The organism is Escherichia sp. 10290 (genome assembly GCF_030295155.1).
Lineage (GTDB): Bacteria > Pseudomonadota > Gammaproteobacteria > Enterobacterales > Enterobacteriaceae > Escherichia > Escherichia coli_F.
Map to the genome: position 1 here is coordinate 3,628,574 of NZ_AP025741.1, position 20,689 is coordinate 3,649,262.

General features: G+C 52.5%; 15 protein-coding genes. 2 read left to right on the top strand and 13 right to left on the bottom strand.

Features of this window, described 5'->3' with window-relative positions; translation table 11 throughout:
• Nucleotides 1–152: 152 nt before the first annotated feature.
• The 13 genes from recD to ygdT all read right to left on the bottom strand — a co-directional run bounded on the left by recD (nt 153) and on the right by ygdT (nt 18,995).
• Nucleotides 153–1,979: an exodeoxyribonuclease V subunit alpha gene (gene recD, locus QUE74_RS18400; RefSeq protein ID WP_000775994.1), complete on the bottom strand. Its 1,827-nt coding sequence runs from the start codon at nt 1,977–1,979 to the stop codon at nt 153–155.
• A complete protein-coding gene (gene recB, locus QUE74_RS18405; RefSeq protein ID WP_001354939.1) occupies nt 1,979–5,521 on the bottom strand; it encodes an exodeoxyribonuclease V subunit beta in 3,543 nt (1,180 codons plus the stop codon). Before recB ends, recD begins: the two co-directional genes overlap by 1 nt.
• Entirely contained in the window at nt 5,514–8,402 is a 2,889-nt protein-coding gene (gene ptrA, locus QUE74_RS18410; protein WP_001138178.1) for a pitrilysin, read from the bottom strand. The genes recB and ptrA overlap by 8 nt, the downstream gene beginning before the upstream one ends.
• 175 nt (nt 8,403–8,577) lie before the next feature.
• Complete coding sequence (gene recC / locus QUE74_RS18415) at nt 8,578–11,946, bottom strand: exodeoxyribonuclease V subunit gamma (protein ID WP_000946889.1); 3,369 nt, start codon at nt 11,944–11,946, stop codon at nt 8,578–8,580.
• A 12-nt stretch (nt 11,947–11,958) separates the two neighbouring features.
• A complete protein-coding gene (locus tag QUE74_RS18420; protein WP_001276462.1) occupies nt 11,959–12,282 on the bottom strand; it encodes a prepilin-type N-terminal cleavage/methylation domain-containing protein in 324 nt (107 codons plus the stop codon).
• The gene (locus QUE74_RS18425; RefSeq protein ID WP_001078401.1) at nt 12,267–12,674 is read right to left on the bottom strand and encodes a DUF2509 family protein; all 408 of its coding nucleotides are present in this window, start codon (nt 12,672–12,674) and stop codon (nt 12,267–12,269) included. Before QUE74_RS18425 ends, QUE74_RS18420 begins: the two co-directional genes overlap by 16 nt.
• Nucleotides 12,671–13,234 carry a prepilin peptidase-dependent protein gene (locus QUE74_RS18430; protein ID WP_001144326.1) on the bottom strand — a complete coding sequence of 188 codons (564 nt, stop codon included), beginning with the start codon at nt 13,232–13,234 and terminating at the stop codon, nt 12,671–12,673. Before QUE74_RS18430 ends, QUE74_RS18425 begins: the two co-directional genes overlap by 4 nt.
• Nucleotides 13,225–13,695, bottom strand: coding sequence for a prepilin peptidase-dependent protein (locus QUE74_RS18435; protein ID WP_000857046.1), 471 nt, complete (start codon nt 13,693–13,695; stop codon nt 13,225–13,227). The genes QUE74_RS18430 and QUE74_RS18435 overlap by 10 nt, the downstream gene beginning before the upstream one ends.
• A 184-nt stretch (nt 13,696–13,879) precedes the next feature.
• Entirely contained in the window at nt 13,880–14,674 is a 795-nt protein-coding gene (thyA, locus tag QUE74_RS18440) for a thymidylate synthase (RefSeq protein ID WP_000816232.1), read from the bottom strand.
• 6 nt (nt 14,675–14,680) lie between these two features.
• On the bottom strand, nt 14,681–15,556 hold the full coding sequence (gene lgt / locus QUE74_RS18445; RefSeq protein ID WP_000204658.1) for a prolipoprotein diacylglyceryl transferase: 876 nt from the start codon (nt 15,554–15,556) through the stop codon (nt 14,681–14,683).
• A gap of 150 nt (nt 15,557–15,706) precedes the next feature.
• On the bottom strand, nt 15,707–17,953 hold the full coding sequence (ptsP, locus tag QUE74_RS18450; protein ID WP_000957918.1) for a phosphoenolpyruvate--protein phosphotransferase: 2,247 nt from the start codon (nt 17,951–17,953) through the stop codon (nt 15,707–15,709).
• Nucleotides 17,954–17,965: 12 nt separating this feature from the next.
• Entirely contained in the window at nt 17,966–18,496 is a 531-nt protein-coding gene (gene rppH, locus QUE74_RS18455; protein ID WP_000564486.1) for an RNA pyrophosphohydrolase, read from the bottom strand.
• Nucleotides 18,497–18,848: 352 nt separating this feature from the next.
• On the bottom strand, nt 18,849–18,995 hold the full coding sequence (gene ygdT / locus QUE74_RS18460) for a protein YgdT (protein WP_269218580.1): 147 nt from the start codon (nt 18,993–18,995) through the stop codon (nt 18,849–18,851).
• 185 nt (nt 18,996–19,180) lie between these two features.
• Here ygdT and mutH point away from each other — a divergent pair, with 185 nt between their 5' ends.
• Nucleotides 19,181–19,870: a DNA mismatch repair endonuclease MutH gene (mutH, locus tag QUE74_RS18465; protein ID WP_000082188.1), complete on the top strand. Its 690-nt coding sequence runs from the start codon at nt 19,181–19,183 to the stop codon at nt 19,868–19,870.
• A gap of 68 nt (nt 19,871–19,938) precedes the next feature.
• Complete coding sequence (locus QUE74_RS18470; RefSeq protein WP_000895624.1) at nt 19,939–20,652, top strand: TerC family protein; 714 nt, start codon at nt 19,939–19,941, stop codon at nt 20,650–20,652.
• The last annotated feature ends 37 nt before the right edge of the window (nt 20,653–20,689 follow it).

A 20,689-nucleotide genomic window follows, 5' to 3' on the forward strand; every position in this document is an offset into this window, starting at 1 on the left:
GTCGGATGCGGCGTGAACGCCTTATCCGACCTACATCAAATCAAAGGTGTTGATGGCGGATTTAGGGTAAGCGACGGAAATCGCCAGATGCGCATATGCGCAATGCCCGGAGGCATGACAGGACGCGCATGCGTCGCATCAGGCAATCACGTTTATTCCCGCGAACTAAACAACGCCGCCAGACCACTGCGCCGCTCAGTACGAGTGGCGATTGCCGCACTTAATATGCGCTCATCGGCATACAACGACAGACGGCGACGCGCGCGGGTCACCGCAGTGTAAACCAGCTCTCGCGTTACAACTGGCGTGCGTTGGTTCGGTAAAATCAACGCCGCATGGTCAAACTCCGATCCCTGCGATTTATGTACCGTCATCGCCCACGTGGTTTCGTGTTCTGGCAGGCGGCTCGGTTGCACAGACTTAATATTGCCATCCGGCATCGCAAACCAGACGCGCGTCCCCTGCCCGCGATCCAGCGCAATACCGATATCGCCATTAAACAACCCAAGCGCGCTGTCATTACGGGCAATCATCACTGGTCGGCCTTCGTACCAACGAGAGTGCGGATGACGATGAATTTTGCGCTTCTGTTGCATAAACTGCTCAATTCGCTCATTCAGTCCAGCCACGCCAAACGGCCCTTCCCGCAGGGCGCACAAAAGCTGGTACTCATTGAACGCCTGAATGATTAAATCCGGCTCGGCACGCGCTTGCAGCAGATCCAGATAACGCCCGTAACCCGCAAGAGCCTCCTCAAGCATCGCAATATAGTCTTCGCCGCTCTGTAAAAGCCGTTTTTCGATATCAGTAAAATCCTGCTGAAAAACGGTTTTCACTGCCGTTTTATCACCACGGTTGATCGCCGCAGCTAACTGACCAATGCCAGAATCGCTGCCGAAACGATAGCTTTTTTGCAGCAGGCAGAGACTGTTGCGCAAAGATGCCGCTTCTGTGCCAGTTCCTGACGGAACATGACTTCCCGTCAGACGACTTAATTGCCCGGCACGCTCGGCGGTAAAGCCTGCGTTGGCATAAGCGCAGATATCGCCCAGCACAGCTCCAGCCTCAACCGAGGCCAGTTGATCGCGATCACCGAGGAAGATCACTCTGGCATGATCGGGCAACGCATCGATCAGGCGCGACATCATGGGGAGATCGATCATTGACGCTTCATCCACCACCAGCACATCAAGATGCAGCGGGTTACCGGCATGATGGCGTAAACGCTGGCTACCTGGCTGCGCGCCCAGGAGACGGTGCAAGGTGCTGGCGTCTTCCGGTATGCGTTTCTTTTGTTCATCGGTCAGCGGTAACTGGCGCAAAGCTTTGCCAAGCGATTCGGTTAAGCGCGCGGCAGCTTTCCCCGTTGGCGCAGCCAGGCGGATACGGCAGCGTTCGCCGTCTGCCATTTGAATTAACGCTGCCAACAACTTCGCTACGGTGGTCGTTTTACCGGTGCCAGGGCCGCCGGAAATCACCGAGATCCGCCGCGTCAGCGCCACTGCCGCCGCCACTTTTTGCCAGTTAATTTCATCGCTTACTGGAAAAAGTTTGTCCAGGGTTTGCGCCAGTAGAGCTTCATCAACCTCAATGGCATGATTCACTTCGTTGAAAAAGCGTGCCACTGTGCGCTCGTTACACCACATGCGATTCAAATAAAGACGATCACCACAGAGGATCATCGGCGTTGGTTCATCTCCCCGGCTGACCGCTTGTGAAGCCAGCAAGCATTCTTCCCAATTTTGTAACTCACCGATTTCGCTGACGAAGGTTGCTAACAGCGGATGTGACTCCTCGTTATTTTCCAGTCGTGAGAGCGGTAAACAGACATGCCCTTCCCCGGCGTCGTGGCTTAACAGGGCTGCCGCGAGGGTGACGGCAGGATGTTCATCTCCCGCCACGGTCAGGGCAAATTGCACATCCAGCGGGCGTAGCTGTTTGTGCTCCACAGCTTCCAGTAATTGCTTTTGCAATTTCATTACGCCTCCTCCAGGGTCATACCGGCAAACATCTCATCCATCAGGTCAATCAACCCAGCGTTGGGTCGGGTTGTGTAAATCCCTTGTTGCGGATGTTCTTTATCAACGCCACGCAGGAACAGATAGATAACGCCGCCAAAGTGACGATCATAGTCGTAATCAGCAATGCGATGGCGCAGATAACGATGCAGCGCCAGGGTATAAAGCTGATATTGCAGATCATAGCGGTGTGCCTGCATCGCCGCTGCCATAGCCTGTTGGGTATAAGCCGAACTGTCTTCACCCAGCCAGTTGGATTTATAGTCGAGCAGGTAATAACGCCCTTCGTGGCGGAATACCAGGTCGATAAAGCCTTTTAACATGCCGCGTACCTGCATGAACTCCAGCGGCGGGCAGCCAGCGGATAGCGGATCAAACTGGCGAATTAGTGCATCAAGCTGGCTGGCGATGAGCGGTTCACTAATCGGCAGGTAAAACTCCATCTCCACCTGTTTATCGCGGTCGGAAAGCTGATTCAGGCTAACACCCGTTTCATTGAGAGGTGCCTGGAGGACAGCCGTGATCCACTCGGTCAATACTGGTTCCCACTGCGATTCAAAGCCGCCGAGTTCCAGTTTTTCCTGTACCCAGTTCGGGTCAACCGGCTGGGTAAAATCGAGGTCTTCAAACAAACTGTGCAAGAATGTCCCTGGTGACGCACCGCGCGGGAACTGATGCGGTGTTAACGTCGGTTCTTCAACGACGCTGACCACGCCTGCGGCATCAACATCCAGCCGTGGCATCAGATCCTGAGCGATACCGTGACCACGCTGCTGCAAACCTGAATAGCTGGTGACGCGCCAGTTATCGCCAGGCAATCGTTGTAGCATCTTCGCATTCAGTTCTGCTGTAAAAACATCATTAAACTGCCAGGGCTGGTTATCACCCGTTTGTGCCGTTTGCCAGGCAATATCCTCATCGCACAACGCTTCAATACAGGTGCGAAGCCCTGCCGCATCTTGCGGTTCCCCTTTTTGCAGCAAACGCCCGAGCGCACTTTGGTGGACGTCGGTGTCACCTTTTTTATCGCCACGACGGCGCACCAGCGGTGCAACGCCGAGACTGCAATGCCAAACCGAACGCGTCAGCGCAACGTAAAGCAAACGCAGATCTTCCGCCAGACGTTCGGCCTCCGCGAGGTCGACGCTTTCTGGCGCAGCATTAAGATCCAGAACAGCCTCAAACGAGTGGCGATCGTGATAAAACGCCTGATCCTGGACGCGGAAATTGGTGATAAACGGCAGCCAGACCAATGGATATTCCAGCCCTTTCGATTTGTGGATCGTGACAATCTGCACCAGATGTTTATCACTTTCGAGACGCATTTGTTGGCTGGAGGCATTACTGTCTGGCTCGAGGATATGTTGCGATAACCAGCGTACCAGCGCATGTTCACTTTCCAGCTGCGTTCCGGCTTCTTGTAGCAGTTCGCTGATATGCAAAATGTCTGTAAGCCGTCGCTCACCGCCTGCTGTTGCCAGCAAGTTTTCTGCAATGTTACGCGCCGACATCAGCGCCCGCAGCATCGGCATAACGCCACGTTTGCGCCAGATTTGCCGATAACCATCGAACTCTTCGACTACCGCATCCCACGCATGTTCGTCATTATTCAGCGTTTCAATATCCAGCGCATTCAGCCCCATCATTGACGTTGCCAGCGCACTGCGCAGAGTGTTCTCACGTTCTGGTGTCATCACCGCCTGCAACAGCCAAAGCATCTCCTGCGCTTCCAGAGTTTCAAAAACACTGTCGCGGTTCGAAAGGTAAACGGAAGGGATTTCCAGCAGCGTTAAGGCATCGCGCACCTGAGCGGCCTCCTGGCGGCTGCGCACCAGCACACTGATGTCCGAAGCACGCACCGGACGCGCGTCGTCGCCGTTCATCAGCAACGCTTCGCCCCGCTGTCCGGCTTGTAGCCAGTCGCGGATTTGCGCAGCACATACCTGCGCCATGGTACTTTGATAGTCGCCAACGCCGCAGCTTTCGCCTTCCATCAGCCACATTTTCATCGCAGGCTGCGTTTCACCTTTAAACACAAAACGTAACGCCTGATTTTTCCCGGCTGATTTCACTGGAATAAACGGTATTTCGCGAAACATGAACGCGTCATCAGTCTGACTGAAAAGCTTATTCACGCTGTTCACCATTCCAGGTGCTGAGCGCCAGTTGGTGTCTAAGGTGTAGTGCGCGTGAACTTCATTACGCGCCTTCATATAAGTGAAGATATCCGCTCCACGGAATGCATATATAGCCTGTTTCGGGTCGCCAATCAGCAACAATGCAGTTTCCGGTTGATGGTGCCAGATACGGCGAAAAATTCGGTACTGCTGGGGGTCGGTATCCTGAAATTCATCAATCATTGCCACCGGGAATCGCGTACGGATCGCCGCTGCCAACACCTCGCCGCTTTCGCTACGCAGCGCGGAATCGAGCCGACTTAACATGTCATCAAAACCCAATTCGCCACGGCGGCGTTTTTCACGCGCTACTGTTTCGCGGATCTCAGCCAATGCGCGGGTGATCACCAGATCACGGATCGACAATGGTTCTGCAAGCAGTTGATCGATCGCCTCAAACAGTGGATGTCGCGGGGTTTCCCCCCCGGCTTTCGTGCGATCTTCTAAGAAACGCTGAGAGAATTTTTCCAGCGACTCCGGTAACTGATAACTGTTGGTCTCTTCTTCTGCCCAGGCACTGATCTTCTCGATCCATTTAGCCTGATTGCTACGGTTAAACTTGCGTCGATCAATACCAGAAGATTCGATCAGCGCATCCAGTTCACCCACTGCGTCGCGCCACTGCTGTTTTACCGTATCAATACGCGCCACAATTTGCGCGTGGCGGGAAGCCAGCGTTTCATCATCGGGCGGCGGTGCTTTGATAACCGGTGCTTCGCCTTGCAGATAACGATTAATATCGCGCAGCAACGCCTGCGGTCCTTTCCAGGTTTCAAAGACCACCTGGGCAATTTCACGCGGCAGCGGGTAGCAGTGGCGACGCCAGAAATCGGCGCAGGCCTGGTAGCGTAGCAGAGACTCATCTTCAATCAGCTGCTGCTCAAACAGCATGCCGGATTCAAAGGCATTCAAGTTGAGCATGCGCTGGCAAAAACCGTGAATAGTAAAGACTGCCGCTTCATCCATCTGCCGTTCGGCTAACAACAACCACTGCGCGGCTTGCGCTTTATCGTCGATCTCTTCCAGCAGGCGTTCGTACAGTGGATTGTCGGTGGTTTCACGCAGACAGGCGATGCGCAACTCGTGGATATTGCTACGGATACGACCGCGCAATTCTGCCGTGGCAGCCTCGGTAAAGGTCACCACCAGCAGTTCTTCAACGGTCAGCGGGCGGGGAAAGGCGGCAGAACCGCCTAGTCCAAGTAACAGGCGCAAATAGAGCGCCGCAATCGTAAAGGTTTTGCCTGTGCCGGCAGAGGCTTCAATCAGGCGCTCGCCCTGTAAGGGCAAGCGCAAAGGATCTAGTGTCTCGGCGACATCACTCATTCTTTTCACTCATCAGGGGCATTGTTTGCTGCAACGCGCTGACGTTCTCCCACACTTTCCAACCTTCAGGATGCACATATTCGGCTTTCCCGTTCTGGCTGCCGGAAATCTGCGACAGAATAGCCATGCCTTGCGGCTCGACCACCGCCTGATGGAAGAAATCAGCAAGTTTTTGCGGCGTCAGCAGTTTTATCTGGGCCACGATTTTATCACGCGAATCGAAGCGCATATTGCCGCGATCGAAATCTTTACTTAACTTCGATGCTTCTTCGCCGAGCGTTTGCGGTGCCTGCAGCATCTGGGTTATTACCGCCTGCTGGATTTGCGCAAACTCTTCTGGCTTCATCGTCCGCAATTTTGCCTCTGCGGTTGGGAAAAACGCCTTGTAACGCTCCCACAAGAATGAAGGCTGTTTATCATTGCTTTGCAACAGGAAGCCCATGCCCCACTGACGTCCCACGCTCATTGGAAACGCAAACACGGCATAGCCCAACTGTTCTTCGGTACGCAACTGATTGTAGAACCACGGCTGTACGATCTGCCCCAGCAGAGAGCTATAGGCTGAGCTGGTGTATTCATCGTAGCCAGTCGGTACAAATACCGCTGCCAGTGCGGAGTCGGTGCTGTTACCGGCTTTTTCAAAGATGACGGATTGTTTTTTATCGACCACGACATCTTTGTTACGACACCACTCCGAACCATCAGCGCCCAACTGTTTTTGCACATCGCGTGCCAGCGTTGTTGCCTGGGCTTCGGTCATGTTGCCAATAACCATAAACTCTGGTCGAGCCCCTGATTTTAAGGCGTCGCGATAGGCCAGCACCTCTTTCAAAGTGATTGAAGACAAAATTTTGCGCCGTTCATCTCGCGAGAAGTACGGCACTTGCGAGAGCATCTGCGCGGGCATAATCGCCTGCTCGAACGCTTTGCCCTTTTCTGCGGAATCCATCATCTGGTTATACCAGGACTTCGCCTGCTCAAGCTGATCTTCCGTAGCGGTATAGCTAAAGTAGCCCTCCAGCAGAGCCTGGAACAGCTGCGGCAGGCGCTGGGTGTAACCATTGGCATTAACCATAAGGCCGTTGTTAGCATTGGTGGAAAAACTTATGCCACCAACCGACGCCTGGTTGCTTAACTGATCAAGCGCCAGTCCGGCAAGATAATCATTGAGCGCAAACATCACCTGATTGCGGGCGCTGTCCATGGCTTTCGGGTTACGCAAAATCAGGCTAACATCAGCTTTTGGTTCGCTGGCAAAATATCGGCTTGGCGCATACACCACGCGCAGATTCGACTCATCAACAATCAGCTCTGGATGGTCGTATTTCTTCTCTGACTTAATCAGCGAGAAATCGTCAGGAATATAAGGGTTAAGCTCCGGTAAGGAGAGCGCAATATTGGCGGCTTTTTTCTGCCAGTCAGCGAAAGTTTGTGGGCTGATTTTATCTACCTGATACGGCGCATCGACAAAGTAAGCCGTTTTGTTGTGCGGCTCTTTCGGGCTGATATACCAGATACGCGCATTCTGCGGCGTCATCATCGCCAGGCGTTCTTTTACTGCTTTAGCATCGTACCGATCGGCAATATTGACTGCATCCAGCGTATGCTCAACAGGAACGCGAATCATGGTATCTGCCAGCCATTCGACGTAATCCATATCACGGGTGATTGACGGATAACGAAAGTCGATATCCAGTACATTGGCCAGTTCATCAAAATATTGTTTATCAATACCTTTTTCACGCAACAGATTGAGATAGCTGAATATTGCCGCCACAACCTGATCGCGATTAGCCAGACCTTTATCGGTTAAAGACGCAGAGATGGCTAATACGCCGCTGTTGCCGTTGACAATAGGATCGGAGTTGGCGCTAATGCCCTCAACTAATCCCTGCTTTTGCAGCCAGTCAGAAAGTGTACCTGGGCTGCGATTACCAATCAGATAGGTAATCAATTCATCCGTTTTACTACGGAACTTCGCTGAATTGTTATCGATGCGAAACTCAACGCGCAGAACTTTACGCGGCAGCGCCGGGACGTAATGAATGATAATGCCCTTTTGCGCGTCGGTGACTACCGGCACGGTGATTTCCGGTTTTTTGCTCTCTTTGTTCGGCACGCGACCAAAAGTGTCCGCCGCCATTTTTGCCAACTCCGACAACGGTTTATTGCTGTAAATAACCGCCTTCATCAGATTGGCAGAGTAATATTTCTCGTGGAAATCTTTCAGCGCCTGCTGTACCGGATTGCCGGGTTTATCGCTTAAAGTTTCGAGGTTACCACCAGAAAACTTTGAACCTGGGTGTGCCGGGTTAATGGTTTCTGCGCTGACCTGTGCCATGCGCATCCCATCACGCGTACGCGCCATGGTTAATTCAGCGTTCACCGCATTACGCTCACGTTCGGCGTATTTCTTGTCGAGCAAGGGTTCAGCAATAGCATCGGCCAGGCGGTCTACCGCACCGGGTAAGGCGTCGTTCTCAACTTCCAGATAGAAAGCCGTGCGATACGGTGCCGTGCTGGCATTGTGGCTGCCGCCGTGCATTTTGAGGTATTCAGCCAGACTGTCAGCCTGCGGGTACTTTTTCGAACCCATCAGACTCATATGTTCAAGGTAATGTGCCAGCCCCTGGTACGCCTCGGGATCTTCCAGCGACCCAACGGGCACCACCAGCGCCGAGAGCGATTTAACCGCCTGCGGGTCAGAAACCAGCAAAACCACCATACCGTTATCCAGACGTATAGCCTGATACTGACGGTTATCTTTATCACTTTTACGGATGGTTTCCTGAATCGGCTGCCATCCCGTTTCTGCCTGACTTAAGGGTGCCCAAAGGGCAACAAACAACAATAATGCTTTGAACCAGGTGCTGCGGGGCATTCACGGACCTCATTATCAACTTTATTTTCTAACCAGATTCAATACGTTAACGAAAATTATCCGGCAGAATTTAATCTTGTGCTGCACGAGTCAGCCTATGTCTATATAACCATCAGTCCGTGACTGGTGCGCATCATAAAGTAAGCAGATGAATTGCGCAATTTTTATACAGCACTCATGACTGATTAAAGCGAAACAGCGGTAACAGGAAACGTTGCGACTGTTCAACGATGGCTTCCATTGTCTCTGGTGTTAATTGCCGCCAGAGCCGTTGATACCAGATATCATCACCTTCTCCACGCACCATCATGTTGCCTTCGTAAGCCTGAAGGAATTTCGTACGGGCTTTCTGCAACGTGGAATCGTCATCCAGCATGGCATCGTTTTGCGCGTCATAACAGGTTTTTAGCCACGCGCCGCCACTTTCAGGTAACACCAGCAGCGGCGTGGACATCCCTTCACGATACCCCTCAATCAGTTCTGAGAGGTAATGTAAAGCCTGTTCGGCTGCAAGCGGCGGAAAACGCCACTCGCCGTCTTTGCGTAGAAAAAGGCGACTTTCACCATTACCACCGCTGGCACAGTAGACAAGGTGTTCCAGCCAAAGTTGCATTCCCTGCGCCACACTTAATAAAGAGGGACGCCAGCGTAACAGGCCATCCGGCTGCACCTGCGGCAACCAACCCGTTATTTGCACACCGTTGCAGGCGAGATCAATTTCCATACTTTGCCCCGGTTGGCGACAGGCAATGACTCTGTCGGCAAGCTGCTGCATCTCCTGGCACTGTGTTTCCCAGAAAATTTCACCAAAAGCGCCATACGGTAAATCCCCTGCCGCCCGGAAGCGACGGAACAAGCGTTCGGCATCATCCTGCTCAACCAGTGCATTCAATAACTGCTGATTGATTTGATAACGGCTAAGCCCTTCCAGAATAAATGGCTCGGTGTCGGGGATTTCGCTGTCTTCGGTACGGAAGTTCACCTGCAAACGCATCTGGAAAAATGCCCGCACCGGATGTGCCCAGAATCGTTGTAGCGTTTCCAGCGGCACGGTTTCCGGTAAGGTAAACGGCAGCGGCTGAACAAATTCAGAATGTGCTTTACCAGCCTGGCTGGCCGCAGGTAGCCATTCACGAGCATAACTTTGTCGTTCGCCTGGCTGGTAGTTTTGCGGATCAAACGGCATTCGGGTATGGAGGCAAGTAAGATGCGCTTTTACCCTTGCCTCGCTTTCATCACAGTTGAGCGCTTCATCGCCCGGTAGATAATGGCTTTGCCCGATGTAGTCGATCAGTTCCTGCACCAGTACCGACGGGAAACGTTCACTGTTATCCTGAATGGAACGCCCGATATAGCTGATATAGAGTTTTTGCTGCGCGGAAATTAACGCTTCCAGGAACAGATAGCGGTCGTCATCGCGACGGCTACGGTCGCCACGCTTCGGTTTCTGACTCATCAGGTCAAAGCCCAATGGCGCAAGCTGGCGTGGGTAAACGCCGTCGTTCATTCCCAGCAGGCACACCACTCTGAATGGGATGGAACGCATTGGCATCAGAGTACAAATGTTAACCGGCCCGGCGAGAAAACGCTGGCTGATACGTTCCTGATCCAGACGTTGTGCCAGTTCATCACGCAATAGTGACAACGGCACCGCGTCGCCATACTGCGCACCTAAACCTTCGGCGATAATCGCCTGCCATTGTTGTTCGATCAGCGTCATCGCCGCTTCGGTTTCCGCATCCGGCAGGAAGAAGGCGTTGAGCATATCGCGACAAACCGGTAACCACTCTTCCAGCGGACGCTCCTGCGCCAGCCCGCGACGCCAGATGTTTAGCTGCATTAGCAGTGAAGCCAGGTGCCCCACCAGTTCTGCAATTAAGCCACTCGATTCATCATAAGGCAGAACCGATTGCCACTCGCCCTGCGCGCTCTCCATCGCGTAGCCCAGCAACATGCGCGTCAGGCCAAACCGCCAGGTGTGTTGACCGGTGGCGGGGAGTTCCAACTCGCGAACGTTATCGTCATCTATCCCCCAACGAATTCCGGACTCGTTGACCCACTGACGTAAATAACGCAGCCCTTCTTCGGTGATGTCAAACCGCGCCGCCAGCACCGGCACATCCAGTAATGCCAGCACGTCTTCCGACACAAATCGGCTGTCAGGCAGTGATAACAGGCTGATAAACGCTTCCAGTACCGGATGTGACTGCCGCGCCCGACGATCGGAAATGGCGTATGGCAGGTAACGATCCGCAGGTGCGCTACCAAACACTGCCTGAATAAACGGACTGTAGCTGTCGATATCAGCCACCATCACGATGATGTCGCGCGGAGTCAGTGTCGGGTCTTCCTCCAGCATCGCCAGCAAGCGATCGTGTAAAACTTCAACTTCACGCTGCGGGCTATGGCAAACGTGGAAGGTGATACTGCTATCCAGTGGATCAAGAGGGCGTTTGTTATCGCTACGGGAAAACTCTTCGATGTTCACACCCGCAACGGCGCGGTTCTCCAGTTCCAGAATGTCAGACTGAATGTTATGCAGCAGGTTATCTGGCGTCACATCGACAAAAGCGTCCAGCTCCTGGCTGCTCTCCAGATCAGAAAGGAGATAAATGTAGTCGCGCCCCAACTTGCCCCATGAGGCCAACAGCGGGTTGCCGACATCCTGTTCACCATCGCTGTTAAAGAGCTGTCCGGCATTTTCGCTATCGCGAAATAGCGGTAATTCGCGATCTTCAAAACTGTGTCGGCGCTGACGAGTCAGTAGTTTCGCCAGATAAGCAGGATCTTTAATGTCGCCCCAGTAATAACGGCAAGGGTTGGTAAACAGGAGATGGATTTCAATATGTTTACCCAGCGCCTGTAGCGCCTGGAGATAAACAGGCGGTAACGCGGAAATACCGCATATAAAGACGCGCGAAGGTAGCCCCGGCGGGCAGGTCGTCGCGGACTCCAGCGTTTCGATAAAGCGCTGATAGAGATTGGCTCGGTGCCAGCGCGGTTGCCCGAGTTGATGGGTATATTCCACCAGCGCCTTCCACAACGGCGCTTGCCAGGCCTGTGCTTCTCCCAGCCCTTCAACCAAATGTCCTATTTCCCACTGTGCCAGCCAGTCCGGACGATAGACCAGATACTGGTCAAACAGGTCCGCCGCTTTTGAAGAAAGCTGGAACAGTTTTCGCTTGTCACTATCGTCAGTCAGATAATGCCGCAACAGGGTAAAGTCTTCGCGCTCCAACAGTTGCGGCAGCAGAGTCATCAGTTTCCAGCTCATGCTCTGTTTGTTAAAGGCGCTCTCTTTGGGGATCTCCGGTAACACCCGGACGAACATATCCCAGATAAAGCTCGCTGGCAGCGGAAAATCAATGTTTGCCGCAATACCAAACTTTTGCGACAGGGTCATTTGCAGCCACTGCGCCATACCGGTACTTTGCACCAGAATCATCTCTGGTTCGAAAGGATCGTCCAGCCGTTCGCGTTCGACAATAAACTCCATCAACGCTTCCAGCACGTCCAGACGATTGGAATGGTAGACCCTTAACATAGCGGCTCCTGACTACTGACGATTCGGGCAATGCAGGCGGGTCATCTCGCCTTCTCTGCCCCCGGGTGAAACTAGCGTAACGCTGATGCTGACACATCCCGCCTGCGATGTCTGCATTCGGTTGACCTGCCAGTGGGCAGGTGGCGAATTCGCGCGCAGTTGCGTTTGCTGCCAGCCATGCCGCCAGAGCTGTTGGTACTGGTTTCTACTGGCAAGACTGTTCATTAATGTTCGCTGGAAACCCGATAACGCAGTGACAATCATCACCATCAGCACCATCGCCAACATCACCTCCGGCAGGCTAAAGCCTTGTTGATTCTTCAGGGAAGCTGACATAACGCCCTCTCTTTCAGCGGACAAAAATCGCTCCAGCCGCGTGGCGAAAAAACAATGTTTCCATCGATGACTTCGCCTGTTCGCCACAACGAAACGCCTTCATAACCGGCAATCAATAAGGCTTCATTATCTGCCAATAAACGCAGACAAACCCGGGCACCGGTGGCAGCGTACAGTAAGCACTGAACTGCGGGCTGCGTCTGCCAGGCGTGCATTTTTCCCCACTCCAGCGTCGACTGAACGATGGCCTGGCGGCGCAATGACTGACTTTCCATGCTCACGCGAGAGGCAAAACTGCGATCCTGCTGACTCATTCCTTGCAATAGCAAGCTACCCAAAACCAGCAGCATAAGGACCAGAGCCAGTGACGAAACACCCTTTTCGCGGTTCACAGGTTGAATCCTGTCACGCTATAGCTGGCATCCACCACAGTTTGTGGATCAGCCTTGCTGGCAGCATGCATATTAACCGTCAACACCGGCGAGAAACCGCTGACATCCTGTCGGGTAACCTGAAAAGTGTCGATAATGATGGCATCCGGATTAGTGACTTTATCCCAGCCCTTACCTTCACAGGATGTCGCACCGCGTAGCGTTTCCAGCACATGCTCCTTCACACGAAATCCAATTTGGTCGGACTCTTTTACCGGTTCGCGATCCCAGATACCGTTACTGTTCGCATCCCACTGCACAATGATACAGTCCCCCTGTCCGACAATTTCCAGCCCTTCGCCGGTACAGCTGCCATGACAATAACCCGCCCTCTGGAGATGCTTCGCGACGGTAAATACCCGCAGCCAGATTTCATCTTCCAGCGCCAGCTTACGGGTGCTCGTTAAACTTTCACGCTGTAACGCAGGCAGAAAGCGTGCTGCCCCCAGCAACAATACGCTACTGATCGCCATAGCAATCAACACTTCCAGCAAAGAAAAACCTTGCTCTTTTACAGGCATCCTTCTGTTTCTCCTTGCTGACAAAGCCGGAGTCTTCCCCACGGCGAAACCACCAGCCACCACTCTCCCGTTGAGTTTTTGAAGCGAATATGTCCGGCCCAAGCGGTATTGCGCAGGCCAAAGAAAGTGAGCGAAGGTGTCAGGTCGCTCATTTCGACTTCGGGCCAGCGAGGCACAAAGACCAATGGTGAACTGCCATGACAGGTATTGGCCCCAGCCGCGGAACTCACAAGGCACCATAACGCCCCCTCCCTGATAACGCTGATACTGTGGTCGCGGTTATGCCAGTTGGCATCTTCACGTAAATAGAGCAAATAGTCCCGCGCCTGGCTGGCGGTTTGCCATAGCCGTTGCGACTGCTGCCAGTATTGCCAGCCATAGAGTCCACTTGCGCTTAGCATGACCAGAATCAGCATCGCGACCAGCGTTTCAATCAGCGTATAACCACGTTGTGTTTTCATGCCGGCAGTATGGAGCGAGGAGAAAAAAAGACGAGGGCCAGTTTCTATTTCTTCGGCGCATCTTCCGGACTATTTACGCCGTTGCAGGAGGTTGCAAAATTTCGGGAAGGCGTCGCGAAGAATTTAACGGAGGGTAAAAAAAACCGACGCACACTGGCGTCGGCTCTGGCAGGATGTTTCGTAATTAGATAGCCACCGGCGCTTTAATGCCCGGATGCGGATCGTAGCCTTCAATCTCAAAGTCTTCGAAACGGTAGTCGAAGATGGATTCAGGTTTACGTTTGATAATCAGCTTCGGCAGCGGGCGCGGTTCACGGCTTAATTGCAAATGGGTTTGATCCATATGATTGCTGTACAGGTGCGTGTCGCCACCGGTCCAGACAAAATCACCCACTTCCAGATCGCACTGCTGCGCCATCATATGTACCAGTAACGCATAGCTGGCAATGTTAAATGGCAGGCCGAGGAAGACGTCACAGGAGCGCTGATAAAGCTGGCAAGAGAGTTTGCCGTCTGCCACATAGAACTGGAAGAATGCATGGCACGGTGCCAGCGCCATTTTATCCAGTTCACCAACGTTCCACGCTGAAACAATAATGCGGCGGGAATCCGGGTCGTTTTTCAGCTGGTTCAGTACCGTAGTGATCTGGTCAATATGACGACCATCTGGCGTTGGCCAGGCACGCCACTGTTTACCATACACCGGACCGAGGTCGCCATTTTCATCGGCCCATTCGTCCCAGATGGTGACATTGTTTTCGTGTAGATAAGCAATGTTAGTGTCGCCCTGCAAGAACCACAGCAGTTCGTGGATGATGGAACGCAGGTGGCAACGTTTGGTTGTCACCAGCGGGAATCCATCCTGCAGGTTAAAACGCATCTGATGACCAAAAATGGAAAGCGTTCCGGTTCCGGTACGGTCGTTTTTCTGTGTGCCTTCGTCGAGCACTTTTTGCATCAGTTCTAAATACTGTTTCATGGTTCCTCAGGAAACGTGTTGCTGTGGGCTGCGACGATATGCCCAGACCATCATGATCACACCCGCGACAATCATCGGGATGGAAAGAATTTGCCCCATGCTGATGTACTGCACCCAGGCACCGGTAAACTGCGCGTCGGGCTGGCGGAAAAACTCAACAATGATGCGAAACGCGCCGTAGCCAATCAGGAACAAACCTGAGACAGCTCCCATTGGGCGCGGTTTACGAATATACAGGTTGAGGATAATAAACAGCACCACACCTTCCAGCAGCAGCTCGTAAAGCTGTGATGGGTGGCGCGGCAGCACACCGTAAGTGTCGAAAATGGATTGCCACTGCGGGTTGGTTTGCAGCAGCAAAATATCTTCTGTACGGGAGCCGGGGAACAGCATGGCAAACGGGAAGTTCGGGTCAACGCGGCCCCACAATTCACCGTTAATAAAGTTGCCCAGACGCCCGGCACCAAGACCAAACGGAATGAGTGGTGCGATAAAATCAGAAACCTGGAAGAAGGAACGTTTAGTACGGCGGGCGAAGATAATCATCACCACGATAACGCCAATCAGGCCGCCGTGGAAGGACATGCCGCCGTCCCAGACACGGAAAAGATACAGCGGATCGGCCATAAACTGCGGGAAGTTGTAGAACAGAACATAACCAATACGTCCACCGAGGAAGACGCCGAGGAAGCCCGCATAGAGTAAGTTTTCAACTTCATTTTTGGTCCAGCCGCTGCCCGGACGATTCGCCCGACGTGTTGCCAGCCACATTGCAAAAATGAAACCCACCAGATACATCAGGCCGTACCAGTGAAGCGCTACGGGTCCTATTGAGAAAATGACCGGATCAAACTCCGGAAAATGCAGATAGCTACTGGTCATCTGTCACCACAAGTTCTTGTTATTTCGCTGAAAGAGAACAGCGATTGAAATGCGCGCCGCAGGTTTCAGGCGCTCCAAAGGTGCGAATAATAGCACAAGGGGACCTGGCTGGTTGCCGGATACCGTTAAAAGATATGTATATGATCCGCGCTATAACCCTCCGCGAATCAACCCGCCCATGCCGCGACGCTCCATAAAGGCTGCAACCTGATGGCGAACTTCGGTCGCCAGTTGCGCTTCCAGACTACGCTGCGCAAGGTTTTCTGCTTCGGCATAATCAATGCGCCGCAGCAGGTATTTTACGCGCGCTACAGAACGTCCGTTCATAGACAGATGGCGATACCCAAGCCCAATGAGGATTGCCACGCACATGGGATCGCCCGCCATTTCACCGCACAAACGGAGATCGATACCATGTATTTCCGCTTCCCGAGCGATCATCGCCAGAGCTCGTAACATTGCAGGATGAAGACTGTCATAAATGTTCGCCACCCGGGTATTGTTGCGATCAACGGCCAGGATGTATTGAGTCAGATCGTTGGTGCCAACAGAGATAAAATCGACCCGCTTTGCCAGATGCGGCAGCATAAATACCATTGACGGCACTTCAAGCATGATGCCGATACGTGGTTTGGGAATTTCGTAACCGATCATCTCCTCGACTTCACGTCCGGCACGTTCAATCAGGCGGCGTGCTTCGTCAACTTCATCGAGGCTGGTGACCATCGGCAACAGAATATTCAGGTTGCCCGTAGCGGCATTAGCACGCAGCATCGCCCGCACCTGAATCAAGAAGATCTCCGGCTGATCGAGCGTAATGCGAATCCCACGCCAACCCAGGCATGGATTCTCTTCGCTGATCGGCATGTAAGGCAGCTGCTTATCTGCTCCGACATCCAGCGTACGCAAGGTGACGGGTTTATCATTGAACATTTGCAGCATCCCCTGATACTGCGCCACCTGTTCTTCTTCCGACGGAAAACCACTTTGCAGCATGAATGGGATTTCAGTGCGATAAAGTCCTATGCCATCAATACGGCTGCCCAGTTTTTGTTCATGTTCCGGGCTTAAACCGGCATTGAGCATGACTTTAATGCGCTCGCCGCTTTTTAACTGGGCGGGTAAATTGACGTCATCTTCCGCCAGACGGCTAAGCTCAATCTCTTCACTAATTAGCCGCTGATATTCTTGCAGCAGTACCGGCTCCGGATCGACCAGCAATTCACCGCGATAACCATCGACGATCAACGTCCGACGATGCAGCACCGAAGGCTGAATATCCGCGCCCATTACGGTAGGGATCCCCAGCGCACGTACCATGATCGCAGCATGGGAGTTGGCTGCGCCATCTCGCACGACAACACCGACTAAGCGATCCTGGGGCAGCTCAGCAAGCGTTGTCGCTGACAGTTCATCTGCCACCAGAATGAAACGTTCCGGCCAGGCGTTCGGCCCTTGATTAGCGTCATCAAGATGAAACAGCAATCGCTGACCCAGCGCACGTAAATCGCCAGCCCGCTCTTTGAGATAGTTATCGCTTAGCGCGGCAAACTGTTCGGCAAATTTTTCAATGACCGTTTTTACCGCCCACTCTGCCACCGAGCCTTTATCAACCTCGGCAAACAATTCGCGACGCAGCCGGGTGTCCGAAAGCAGGTGCGAGTAAAGATCGAAAATAGCCGCCGTTTCTTTTTGTGCACCGGCGGCAAAGCGTTTGCTGTAGCGGCGAAACTCGTTTGCCGCTTCTTCCAGCGCCCCGGTCAGTCGTTCGCGTTCCAGAGCCGGATCCAGCGTTGATGCCTGATACACCTGTTCCATTAAAGGTAACGTGGCATCCTGCCAGCCTTCGGCAATTGCTACACCGGGCGCTGCCGGTAATGCACGGATTCGCGTCTGGCGATATTGCCCAAACAAGGCAGTCAACTGCGACTGAGAAAGAATCGCTGCCATCTGGGTGGCAAGCGTCACCAGGAAGGATTCTTCACTTTCGTCATACTGGCGCAACTCTCGTTGCTGTACCACCAGTACACCAAGCAACTGGCGACGTTGAATAATTGGTACGCCTAAAAACGCGCGGAAACGTTCTTCTTTTACGGAGGGGATGTATTTGAAGCTGGGGTGCTTTTGCGCATCTGCAAGGTTTATCGGTTCCGCCAGCCTGCCAACCAGGCCGACGATCCCTTCATCAAACGCAAGCGTTACAGTGCGACCACGTGGTTTTTTCAGCCCCCGGGTCGCCATCAGGTAGTAACAACGTCGGTCATGATCGGCCAGGTAGACCGAACAGACCTCGGTATCCATCGCAAGACAGATGTCGGTAACCAGAATATTTAACGCCTCATTCAGGCGTGGTGCGCTGGCTACCTTTTCGACTATTTCGCGCAGGCGAGTGAGCATAATTGGCGTGACTTAACCTCTTTTACGTCGATAAGCAGATGCGTTTTGTGGTTTTGGCGTATTATCCTGCAGCGCCATCACAACACTCGCGAACTCTTTCATTACCCTACGGTAGACATCACGTTTAAATGACACCACCTGTCTGACCGGATACCAGTAACTTACCCATCTCCAGCCATCAAACTCTGGTGTACTGCTGGTTTGCATATTGATTTCTGCATCGCCGCTCACCAGCTGCAAGAGAAACCATTTTTGTTTTTGGCCGATACAAACCGGCTTCGTGTCCCAACGCACCAAACGTTTCGGTAATTTGTAGCGCAACCAGTTACGCGTTGAAGCAAGGATTCGAACGTCTTTGCGGCTTAATCCTACTTCTTCAAACAATTCACGGTACATCGCCTGCTCTGCGGATTCTCCGGGGTTGATTCCGCCTTGCGGAAATTGCCAGGAGTGCTGACCAAATCGCCGGGCCCACATTACCTGCCCCTGGCGATTACAAATCACGATACCTACGTTTGGGCGGTAGCCATCGTCATCAATCACCGGACTACCTCAAAATAAAGCTTTATATACGAATGATTGTTTCATACTCCATGAAGACGGTAAACCACTCTCTGCAGGGCATTACACACTAATAACAATTGAATAACTCACAGTTATGTGCAGAGTTATAAACAGAGGAAGGGGTGGATAGCCGTTTTTATTCACCTTTTCTGTGGATAGAGTTGTGAAGAACTACGGAATTACTACGGGAAAACCCGGAGCATTCTGAATAAGCCTGATATCGACATTTTAAAATAATCATTATTAGTCAATGCATTACATGTAATTTAAGTAATAAAAAGGAGTAATTCGTGACCCAGGTCACACCTCTCATTTACAGGTTGGCGAAAGATCAACCAACGCCGTATTTATCCACAGAATGTGCCACTAAGTTAAGCACTGAACCACTAAAAACTGGAGTTTCGTCGCACGTCAAGGCTGTAAATGGAAACAGTAGTGGAGGTTTTTCACAGTTATCCCAGCTTTCTGTGGATAACATGGTGTAAGATCCTGTTTATTTTCAGTGACCAGATTTGGAAAACCCGTTGCAGTGTTGCGCAACTGGATTATCCGACACCTAAAAAGCAATATAAATCAGAGAATTGAACAACGCATGTGGAAAAAGTTACACTGCGAATATTCGGCACAGAAGTGCTGTTTGTTTTTTAACCAAGGTATCATGACATGTCCCAACCTCGCCCACTGCTCTCTCCTCCCGAAACTGAAGAACAATTGTTAGCGCAAGCACAACAACTTTCTGGTTATACATTGGGAGAACTGGCGGCACTTGCTGGGCTGGTGACGCCGGAGAATTTAAAACGCGATAAGGGCTGGATTGGCGTGTTACTGGAGATCTGGCTAGGTGCCAGCGCAGGGAGTAAACCTGAGCAAGATTTTGCTGCTCTGGGCGTGGAACTTAAAACTATCCCTGTGGATAGTCTTGGTCGTCCGCTGGAAACAACATTCGTTTGTGTTGCCCCGTTAACGGGTAATAGCGGGGTGACCTGGGAAACCAGCCACGTGCGCCACAAGCTCAAACGCGTGCTGTGGATACCGGTTGAAGGCGAGCGCAGCATCCCGCTGGCGCAGCGTCGCGTAGGATCACCATTGCTATGGAGCCCGAATGAAGAGGAAGACCGGCAACTGCGCGAAGACTGGGAAGAATTAATGGATATGATTGTTCTCGGTCAGGTTGAGCGGATCACCGCTCGTCACGGGGAGTATTTACAGATACGCCCGAAAGCAGCGAATGCGAAAGCGCTTACCGAAGCCATTGGTGCCCGGGGCGAACGGATTCTGACGCTGCCGCGTGGCTTTTATTTGAAGAAGAATTTCACCAGTGCGCTACTGGCCCGTCATTTTCTGATCCAGTAGCCATCGCTTTGACCTGCCGCTTTCCGGGCATATAATTACCGCTTCATTTTTTTGGCAGGGCTTTTTAGATGTTATTTGCATGGATAACCGATCCTAACGCCTGGCTTGCGCTCGGTACGCTGACGCTGCTGGAGATCGTTCTTGGGATCGACAATATTATTTTCCTTTCTCTGGTGGTGGCAAAGCTCCCCACGGCACAACGTGCACATGCGCGCCGTCTGGGGTTGGCGGGAGCCATGGTTATGCGTCTGGCGCTGCTGGCGTCAATAGCCTGGGTAACGCGCCTGACGAATCCACTTTTTACAATATTCAGTCAGGAAATTTCCGCCCGTGATTTGATTCTGCTGCTGGGAGGTCTGTTCCTTATCTGGAAAGCCAGCAAGGAAATCCACGAATCCATCGAAGGTGAAGAAGAAGGGCTGAAAACACGCGTTTCATCATTCCTCGGCGCTATCGTGCAGATTATGCTGCTGGATATTATCTTCAGCCTCGACTCGGTGATTACCGCTGTGGGTCTGTCAGATCACCTGTTTATTATGATGGCAGCCGTGGTGATTGCCGTAGGCGTGATGATGTTTGCCGCGCGCTCGATTGGTGATTTTGTCGAACGCCATCCTTCGGTAAAAATGCTGGCGCTCTCTTTCCTGATTCTGGTGGGCTTTACCCTGATTCTGGAAAGTTTCGACATCCACGTACCGAAAGGTTACATCTACTTCGCGATGTTCTTCTCTATTGCGGTTGAAAGCCTCAACCTGATTCGCAACAAAAAGAATCCGCTCTGATACTCCGTACGCTCTCCTGCAGGAGAGCGTACTCACT